Below are 7,001 nucleotides of genomic sequence, written 5' to 3'. Positions count from 1 at the left end.
TAACTAACTAACGTAACGTAAGTAACGTAAGTAAGTAACTAATAACTAATAATAATAATAATAATAACTACTACTACTATAGTAGTAGTGTGATGNGATTTTTATCATTTTATTTACTTGAAATTTAGCAAAGATTATTTTTCGTCTTTGTTATCTTCACTGCCACCAGTGAATTTATCAATTTGTTCTGAAGCTTGTTGTGCTTTTTCATTGTCAGACCCTTTTAATGTTTCAGATACAGTTTTTGCAGTTTCTTTTGCTTTGTCTAAGAAATTTTCAGCCATAGTAATTACTCCTTTTAAATTAAATTATTTTTTGAATTTATCAATAGCGTCATTCGCTTTATCTTTTGCATTTTCTACGAATTCTTTAGCTTTACCAGAAGTTTTATCTTCCTTGCCTTCATTTTCTAAATCTTTATTGTCAGTTACATTACCGACTGTTTCTTTCACATTACCTTTTGCTTGTTCGAATTTATTTTCATCTGCCATGTAAATTACCTCCTTAGCAATGTATACAAATTAAATACCACTAATCATTCTGTCTAAACATGAAAAAGAAAATAAATCCAATATTTTCATTAAAAGAAATCATTCTGAACTATAAAATTATAAATTATATTACATTTTAAATATAAAACATATAACCATCTAAGTCATCAGTTTCTTTAAAATCGGCTAGATATTGTAAAGTTGTATTATCAAGTACTTCTCTAACAGCATCTCTCATTCTAATCCAAAGTTCTTTTTGCGCAGGTGGCTCTGATTCAATACTTTCTACAAACGTAATTGGACCTTCTAATAAACGTATAATATCACCAGCTGTAATTTCTTCCGCTGGTACTCTTAATTGGTAACCGCCTTTTGCACCACGAACACTTCGAATTAATCCAGCATTCCGTAAAGGACCGACTAATTGCTCTAGATATAGATCACTTAAATTATTTTCTTCTGCTATAGATTTTAATGATACGCACCCTTGTCCTTGTTTTTTAGCTAGGGAAATCATTAATGTTAACCCATATCTTCCTTTTGTTGAAATTTTCATTATATTACCTCACTTAATTCGAATACTATATATTAACATTCTATCATTTTTTACGTTAATATAGAATTAGAAAGGTGTGACAGATTGTGACGAACGAACCACTTGCATCTAGAATGCGTCCGAATAACATAGATGAAATTATTTCTCAAAAACATTTAGTAGGTCCAAAAGGAATTATTAGAAGAATGGTTGAAACAAAAAGATTATCTTCAATGATATTTTTTGGTCCTCCTGGTATAGGTAAAACAAGTATTGCAAAAGCGATATCTGGCAGTACACAATTCAAGTTTCGACAGCTCAATGCTGTAACGAATACAAAAAAAGATATGCAGTTAATTGTGGAAGAAGCTAAAATGTCTGGACAAGTAATTCTATTATTAGATGAAATACATCGTTTAGATAAAGCCAAACAAGATTTTTTATTACCGCACTTAGAAAATGGGAAAATTGTATTAATTGGCGCGACAACATCTAATCCTTACCATGCAATTAATCCTGCTATACGTTCAAGAGCTCAAATTTTCGAATTATATCCATTAGATGACAATGATGTCAGAGTCTCATTAGAGAGAGCAATTAATGATGCTGAACGTGGGCTCGCTACTTACAATCCAATTGTTGATGATGAAGCAATGACTTACTTTACCACACAAAGTCAAGGCGATGTTAGAAGTGCACTCAATGCTTTAGAATTGGCTGTATTAAGTTCTAAAGTGACTGATGGCAATAGGCATATCATACTAGAAGATGCAAAAGATTGTTTGCAAAAAGGTGCTTTTGTAAGTGATAAAGATGGAGACATGCACTACGATGTAATGAGTGCATTTCAAAAATCAATTAGAGGTAGCGATGTTAATGCTGCATTACATTACCTTGCACGTTTAATCGAAGCTGGAGATTTACCAACAATCGTTCGACGTTTATTAGTAATTAGTTTTGAAGATGTCGGTTTGGCGTCACCAGCAGCTGGTCAACGTACATTAGCAGCAATAGAGTCAGCTGAGCGTTTAGGTTTCCCCGAGGCTAGAATTCCTTTGAGCCAAGCTGTAATAGAACTTTGTTTATCACCAAAATCTAACTCAGGTATTTCAGCTATTGATGCTGCACTATCAGATATACGTAAGGGACATGTTGGTCAGATTCCTGACCACTTAAAAGATGGTCATTATGCAGGTGCTAAAGAATTAGGTCGGGCAATCGGTTATAAATATCCGCATAGTTATGAGAGCGGATTCGTTTCACAACAATATTTACCCGATAAACTTAAAAATAGAATTTATTATGAGCCCAAAACAACCTCTAAAAGTGAACAGCAATTTAAGTCTGTTTACGACAATATTAGTCATTCACAAAAAAAGAAATAAAATATAAATCAGTATAATCCATAAAAGGTAGCTTCCAAAAACAGGAAGCTACCTTTTTAAATAGTTATTAATGAATGAACATTTTTTATTTTTTGTCTTTAATACGCGTAACGGGAATGTCTTTTAGAATATCATTAATTACAAAACCTGCACTGATTAATCCAACTACACTAGGCACAAAAGCATTTGAAGATGGTGGCATTTGCCCTTTTCTTGTTGGTGCATTAGCATCACCCACTGTATCTTTAACATCTTCTCTAATTACAATTGGACTTTCATCTGAATATACAACAGGTATCCCTTTATGAATACCTAATTTTTTTAATTTACGTCTTATAATTTTAGCCATAGGATCTGTATGCGTTTTAGAAATATCTGCAACTTCAAAACGTGTTGGATCAATTTTATTGGCAGCACCCATGCTTGAAATCACGGAAATACCTCTATCTAAACACTCTTTCATTAAGTGTACTTTATAAATGATTGTGTCACTTGCATCTACAAAATAATCGATATCATACTCACTGAACAACGCTTCATAAGTTTCTTCTGTATAAAACATATGTAATGAAGTCACTTTACAATCAGGGTTAATTAATTTAATACGTTCCTCCATCAAAGTCACTTTACTCTGACCGATTGTAGTCGTAAGCGCATGCAATTGACGATTGACGTTAGTGATATCAACATCATCTTTATCAATAAGAATGATATGACCAATATTCGTTCGTGCCAAAGCTTCAGCGGCAAATGAACCAACCCCACCTACACCAAGCACAACAACTGTCTTTTCTTTTAATAATTCCAAGCCTTCTTGACCATAGGCTAATTCATTTCTAGAAAATTGATGTCTCATCTAAATACTCCTTATTATTATTAATATGCTATAACAAAACTATTATAACATTATCATATATTTATATTTACAAAATGCATTATTTATCTTACATTATTTGAAATCGTAGCATACACATTTTAAATTTCAGCAAAAAAAATACGCAAGACCGAAGTCTTGCGTACGATAGAGTCCGTTAGTGCCGTAGTTATAAAGTGCTTGATCATTCGGCCTGCTTATAACAGGTGGGTGCCCTGTTTCTTGTTTTGCAAGTCCTCCTTTGAGGCGTGTGCGCTGCAAGAAAACCCATTGGGCTCCCGGATCAAAGAGTGTTAGGCCCAAATATGAAGCAAACTTACGAACACTTCAGATGACTATCTTATGTGAACATCATAACACATAATTTCAAATTAGCAAGAATTAAAACTTTTTGCGCTAATTAATGACGAATACGTAATGAAAGTTCTTCTAATTGATTTTCTGATACTTCACTTGGTGCATCTGTTAATAGACATGTTGCAGATGCAGTTTTAGGAAAGGCAATTGTATCACGTAAGTTTGTGCGATTCGTTAATAACATAACTAAACGGTCTAATCCTAATGCTATGCCGCCATGTGGTGGTGCACCATATTTAAAGGCATCTAGTAAGAAACCAAATTGTTCTTTTGCTTGTTCGTCTGTGAAACCTAAAACTTCGAACATTTTAGCTTGTAAATCAGCATCATGAATTCTGATAGAGCCCCCGCCTAATTCATAACCATTCAAAACAATATCATATGCATTAGCTTGAACATTCTCAGGCTCAGTGCTTAATTTTTCAATATCTTCTTGTTTCGGTGAAGTGAATGGATGATGTGCTGCAGTATAGCGTTTAACATCTTCATCATATTCAAGTAAAGGCCAATCTGTAACCCATAAGAAATTCAATTTCGTTTCATCAATCATGTTTAATTCTTTCGCAAGTTTAAGACGTAAAGCGCCTAAACTTTGTGCAACAACACTTGGTTTATCTGCTACGAATAATACTAAGTCACCTGCTTGTGCTCCAGTTAGCGATTGTAACTTTTCAACATGATCATTTTCAAAGAATTTGGCGATTGGCCCATTTAAGCCATCTTCTACAACTTTTACCCAAGCTAAGCCTTTAGCACCATAGATGTTTACAAATTCAGTTAAAACATCTATATCTTTTCTTGTATATTTGTCAGAAGCGCCTTCAGCTACAATTGCCTTAACTTGACCATCTTTATTGATGGCATCTTTGAATACTTTAAAGTCCATGACTTCACCAAGTTCTGAAACATCGATTAACTCCATGCCAAAACGTGTATCTGGTTTATCTGAACCATAACGACTCATAGCTTCGTTATATGTCATTCTTGGGAATGGACGCGGTACTTCAACGTCTTTCACATCTTTAACAACATTTTGCAACATTTCTTCGCCCATATCCATCACATCTTCTTGATCCACGAAGCTCATCTCAATATCTACTTGAGTGAATTCTGGTTGACGATCAGCACGTAAATCTTCATCACGGAAACACTTAACAATTTGGTAGTATTTATCAAAACCACTAATCATTAATAATTGTTTGAATATTTGTGGTGACTGAGGTAAAGCATAAAATTCACCGCCATGTACACGTGATGGTACTAAATAGTCACGGGCACCCTCTGGCGTAGATTTATTTAATACAGGTGTTTCTATATCATAAAAACCTTCTTGATCTAAGTATTGTCTAATAGAACGTGTTGTTTGGTGTCTCATTTTAAATGTTTGTGCTAACTCTTGACGTCGTAAATCAAGATATCTATATTTTAATCTGATATTTTCATCTACATTTTGATTTTCTTCATTTAAAGCAAATGGAGGTGTCTCAGATTTATTGATAATTTGAATATCTGAAACTTGTACTTCAACTTGACCAGTTTCAATTTTTGGGTTTACTGTTTGAGGATCACGTTGCTTAACTATTCCTTTAACTTCTACCACATACTCTGATCTAACAGTTTCTGCAATTTGTAATGCTTCTGCTGAAAAATCTGGGTTAAATACGATTTGGACATAACCTTCACGGTCACGTAAATCAACAAAAATTAAGCCACCTAAATCTCTACGGTTGTGTACCCAACCTTTTAATGTTACTTCTTGGTCTAATAACGACTCAGTTACTAAACCACAGTATGTTGTGCGTTTACTCATGATATCTCTCCTTAATTTTTGAAATAATTAACCATTTCATCTAATTTAATAGTTTCAGTTTCGCCTGATTCCATATTTTTTACATTAATCTTATTTTCTTCTAGCTCTTGCTCGCCAACCACTATTGTATATCTCGCATTTAATCTATCTGCTTGCTTCATTTGGCCTTTAACTTTACGTTGTAAATAATCTTTATCTGCCTTCACACCATTTTTACGTAAATCATTTAATAGTTTAACAGCATAACGGTCCGCTTTATCGCCCATTGTTACAATAAATAAATCAAATTCATGATTGGCATTAAGTTCAATTTGTTCTTCCTCTAGTGCAAGCAACAATCTTTCAATACTTAACGCAAATCCTATACCAGTTTGACTTGGTCCATCTAATAATTCCAATAAGCCATTATATCGTCCGCCACCACATAATGTAGTAATCGCACCATCATAATTAGGGTTATCCATCATTAACTCGAAAGCAGTATGTGTATAGTAATCTAATCCTCTAACTAAGTTCGGATCTTCTACATACGGAATACCTAAATCATCTAAATGTTGTTTTACTTCTGAATAATAAGCTTTGGATGATTCATTTAAAAATTCTGTAATACTTGGAGCTGTTTTTATTTCTTCTTTATCTTTATCGATTTTACAATCTAAAATCCTCATCGGATTTGTGTGTAAACGTGATTGACAATCACTACAAAATTGATCGATTACAGGTTCAAAATGATTCACAAGTGCATCATTATATTCTTTACGAGAATTTATATCACCAATACTATTAATAACGAGTTTTAAGTGTTTCAATCCAAATGACTGATAGATATGCATTGCCATTGCTAATACTTCTGCATCAACACCTGGATTTTCAGCGCCAATAGCTTCTACACCAAACTGAGTGAATTGGCGATATCTACCTTTTTGTTTTCGTTCATAACGAAACATTGGTCCGTTATAGTATAGTTTAATAGGTTGGTTCGCAATACCTTGCATTTTATTTTCTATATATGAACGGACAACTGCTGCTGTGCCCTCTGGACGTAATGTGATATTTCGGTCACCTTTATCTTTAAAGGTATACATTTCTTTTTGAACAACATCCGTTGAACCACCTACACCACGTGCAAATAATTCAGTACTTTCAAAAATTGGTGTACGAATTTCTTCGTAATTATACAATTCCATGAGTTGATCTAACTTTGCTTCAATATAACGCCATTTCTTTGTTTCCTCTGGTAAAATATCTTGAGTCCCTCTAGGTATATTTATCATAGAACCTCTCCTTTTAAGCAATAAAAAAACCCTTGCATGACTAATAGTCATACAAGGGACGAATTTCCGTGTTGCCACCCTAATTGGTTATAAATATTTAAATTTATAACCCACTTCATACGAATAACGTTCGTTACACGGCTTTATTTTTAAAGCACCTCTTCTTGTGTTAAATTTCTAAATTACTAAGCATAATTTTTCAGCCAGGAATTATGTCTCTTCGCATTGTTTAAATGTTACCATTTCATTTAGAATTTTCAAGAATCATAGCGGTT

General features: G+C 33.5%; 7 protein-coding genes and 1 other RNA gene. 1 reads left to right on the top strand and 7 read right to left on the bottom strand.

Annotation, left to right across the window (positions count from 1 at the left end; translation table 11 throughout):
* Positions 1-134 precede the first annotated feature (134 nt).
* The 3 genes from SOJ_RS14570 to cymR all read right to left on the bottom strand — a co-directional run bounded on the left by SOJ_RS14570 (position 135) and on the right by cymR (position 1,047).
* The gene (locus SOJ_RS14570) at positions 135-284 is read right to left on the bottom strand and encodes a hypothetical protein (RefSeq protein ID WP_002507429.1); all 150 of its coding nucleotides are present in this window, start codon (positions 282-284) and stop codon (positions 135-137) included.
* A gap of 24 nt (positions 285-308) precedes the next feature.
* Complete coding sequence (locus SOJ_RS07310; protein ID WP_002507428.1) at positions 309-491, bottom strand: CsbD family protein; 183 nt, start codon at positions 489-491, stop codon at positions 309-311.
* Positions 492-627: 136 nt separating this feature from the next.
* Entirely contained in the window at positions 628-1,047 is a 420-nt protein-coding gene (cymR, locus tag SOJ_RS07305; RefSeq protein WP_002507427.1) for a cysteine metabolism transcriptional regulator CymR, read from the bottom strand.
* 86 nt (positions 1,048-1,133) lie between these two features.
* Here cymR and SOJ_RS07300 point away from each other — a divergent pair, with 86 nt between their 5' ends.
* On the top strand, positions 1,134-2,411 hold the full coding sequence (locus SOJ_RS07300) for a replication-associated recombination protein A (protein ID WP_002507426.1): 1,278 nt from the start codon (positions 1,134-1,136) through the stop codon (positions 2,409-2,411).
* A gap of 85 nt (positions 2,412-2,496) precedes the next feature.
* Here SOJ_RS07300 and SOJ_RS07295 read toward each other — a convergent pair whose 3' ends face one another.
* The 4 genes from SOJ_RS07295 to hisS all read right to left on the bottom strand — a co-directional run bounded on the left by SOJ_RS07295 (position 2,497) and on the right by hisS (position 6,726).
* Positions 2,497-3,267 carry a tRNA threonylcarbamoyladenosine dehydratase gene (locus tag SOJ_RS07295; protein ID WP_002507425.1) on the bottom strand — a complete coding sequence of 257 codons (771 nt, stop codon included), beginning with the start codon at positions 3,265-3,267 and terminating at the stop codon, positions 2,497-2,499.
* 165 nt (positions 3,268-3,432) lie between these two features.
* A non-coding RNA gene (gene ssrS, locus SOJ_RS14195) (6S RNA) lies at positions 3,433-3,622 on the bottom strand.
* Between the two features lie 63 nt (positions 3,623-3,685).
* Entirely contained in the window at positions 3,686-5,452 is a 1,767-nt protein-coding gene (aspS, locus tag SOJ_RS07290) for an aspartate--tRNA ligase (protein WP_002507424.1), read from the bottom strand.
* Positions 5,453-5,463: 11 nt separating this feature from the next.
* A complete protein-coding gene (hisS, locus tag SOJ_RS07285; RefSeq protein WP_002507423.1) occupies positions 5,464-6,726 on the bottom strand; it encodes a histidine--tRNA ligase in 1,263 nt (420 codons plus the stop codon).
* Positions 6,727-7,001: the final 275 nt, after the last annotated feature.

This window comes from Staphylococcus sp. OJ82, assembly GCF_000294465.1.
In the GTDB taxonomy this organism is placed as follows: Bacteria; Bacillota; Bacilli; order Staphylococcales; family Staphylococcaceae; genus Staphylococcus; species Staphylococcus equorum.
Note: the sequence above shows the minus strand (reverse complement) of the source record. Positions and strands in the feature narration are given on the sequence as shown.